The sequence below is a fragment of the Nocardioides sp. NPDC004968 genome (genome assembly GCF_040608935.1).
Classification (GTDB): Bacteria; Actinomycetota; Actinomycetes; order Propionibacteriales; family Nocardioidaceae; genus Nocardioides.
Genome location: NZ_JBEXJF010000083.1, coordinates 1 through 1,547, shown reverse-complemented (window position 1 = coordinate 1,547; position 1,547 = coordinate 1). Strand labels below are relative to the sequence as shown.

General features: G+C 61.7%; 2 protein-coding genes. One reads left to right on the top strand and one right to left on the bottom strand.

Annotation, left to right across the window (positions count from 1 at the left end; translation table 11 throughout):
- Positions 1–873: 873 nt before the first annotated feature.
- Entirely contained in the window at positions 874–1,149 is a 276-nt protein-coding gene (locus tag ABZU72_RS28700) for a hypothetical protein (protein ID WP_355022171.1), read from the bottom strand.
- Positions 1,150–1,355: 206 nt separating this feature from the next.
- Between ABZU72_RS28700 and ABZU72_RS28695 the strand changes: the two genes are divergently transcribed.
- A partial coding sequence (locus tag ABZU72_RS28695) for a hypothetical protein (protein WP_355022170.1) occupies positions 1,356–1,547 on the top strand: 192 nt, incomplete at its 3' end.

The window sequence follows — 1,547 nt, the reverse complement described above, 5'->3', positions numbered from 1 at the left end:
CCTTCGTTGGATCACGGCATCGTCGCAGCGAGCGTAACTCGATGACGTAGCGCAGTCCCTGTCAAGCGCACCGCGCTGAGGCGGATCGGCCTCTGCAATTGTTACGCAGAAAGCACATGCCGGCTGCGCCGCGGCCTGGCGATCTAGCGGTCTGCCGCCCGACGAACGCTTTCGCTGCGCTGCCTGTTGCCTCGCTGATGCGATTGGAACGGACGTCGCGCTCTCAACCGCCAGGCGAGCAGCCGGGAACCGGACGTTGCCAAGGCGGGGGGGCGGTCGATTTTGCCCCTTCGATCTCGGTCCGGAAGCTGACGTTCGATGAAGCGTTAGCACACGATAACCCCCTGGCCAGCGCCGCCTTTTCGGCGCCCCTGAAAACCGTCTCGCTGCCCTGCTGCCCGTTACAGCCGTGACGCTGGTCAACGGCTCCGGCAATGACGGGGCGGCTCTGGTGCGCTTTTCGGAATTCGAGTCACTGGCCGGACGGATCGGCGCTCGCCTCGCCAGAAGTTGGGCGCTCGACGAGGGGACAACGAGTTCCAAACCGCGCATGATGACCGCCTGGCTGAAGGCGGCCCTCTGGAACGAGTTCCTGGGCAGCCCCAAGACCTCGTTCTCCTCGGCGACTGGCTTTATCCCCTCCGCTCGGATCTTGGCGGAGCCTGGGGCGAGATCAAGGCCGGGATCGATGCGCAGATCACGAGGAACACTGCGATCTACGCCTCCGCCGGTTACTCGATCGGCCTCGATGGGCGCTCCCATGCCTAGGACGGCCGCTTGGATGGAGAAGATGCAGGTCCGCTCTGTAGCCGAACTCGTATCCTGCCCGGAACGGCTGGGCCTCGTCCGCCCCCGAGCGTTGCGGGTGTCCAGCTAACCCTTTCTAGCGTGTCTTCCCCTCTTGCTCTCGCGATCTCCCCAGATCTGGGCTTCCAACTCTAGGGAGGCCATCAGGTCTCGATAGTCTGCAATCATCTCGTCGTGTAACGGTGCGTCTGACCTGGTCCAGTAATCCAGCCCCACATGCGCCAATTCGTACGCCTCGCAAACGTCGAGAAAGTTTTCGCTTGCGGCCAGATCAAAACGGGCCCGCCAATCAGGAAAACGCATTTTCAGACGGGCGCGCCCGCGCTCCTCGATCCGGGTCATGATGCCGACCTCGATATGTGAGGGCGGGTCGATGCACTCCTTGCCCTTCACTGATTTTGGGCATGGCGCAGCGATCCCTCAATTGACCTTAGGGACAGCAGGGGCGAGAGTTTGGCTGACTGGTTAGCGCTCTGCGTGTCACCGCGCTGTTGCACTAATTTCTCCATCTGTTCGGATGGTGCGTGGTCACGCGGCCGGAGTGATTGATGATGCCGACGAGTTCCAGCAGTGGCTCAGTTTCCTGCGTTGTTCCTGGGATCTCTGAAGACGATATTCGTGCCCAACTGGGTCGCATTTTAGCAAGTGACGACTTTAAGGTGCCCGAGCGGGTGCGCCGGTTTCTGTCCTTTGTGGTTGAAGAGACGCTCTTTGGCCGGGCAGACCGCATCAAGGCCTAT